The organism is Sphingomonas sp. CCH9-F2 (assembly GCF_001556735.1).
Classification (GTDB): Bacteria; Pseudomonadota; Alphaproteobacteria; order Sphingomonadales; family Sphingomonadaceae; genus Sphingomonas; species Sphingomonas ginsenosidimutans.
This window is the reverse complement of sequence record NZ_LSJO01000125.1, coordinates 1-290: the sequence shown is the minus strand read 5'-3', so window position 1 is coordinate 290 and position 290 is coordinate 1. Positions and strand designations below refer to the sequence as shown.

Genomic DNA, 290 nt, shown 5'->3' with positions numbered 1-290 from the left:
GCGTCTTGTGTGGCCCATAGGCGCTGGGCGCATCTCGCCAGCGCAGCCCATTGCGATTGACGAATACGATGCCACTCAGCACCCGCCGATCGTCTACCCTCGGCCTCCCGTGGCTCTTGGGAAAGAACGGCCGCAGCCGCTCGATCTGCTCATCCGTCAGCCAAAACAGGTCACTCATCCCGGTCTCCTTGCGGAGCCTGAATCAGATCGCGACGCTCACATCAATGGGTCCTGACCCTAATCACGTCATCGCGCTCGAAGCGCTGTGACCCCCTGGGTTTCACCAACCC

1 protein-coding gene is annotated in these 290 nt (G+C 61.7%); it reads right to left on the bottom strand.

Going from position 1 to position 290, the window contains the following annotated elements; translation table 11 throughout:
* Positions 1-178: transposase (locus AX685_RS20860; RefSeq protein WP_156445651.1), on the bottom strand; the 178-nt coding region annotated here is incomplete at its 3' end.
* Positions 179-290: the final 112 nt, after the last annotated feature.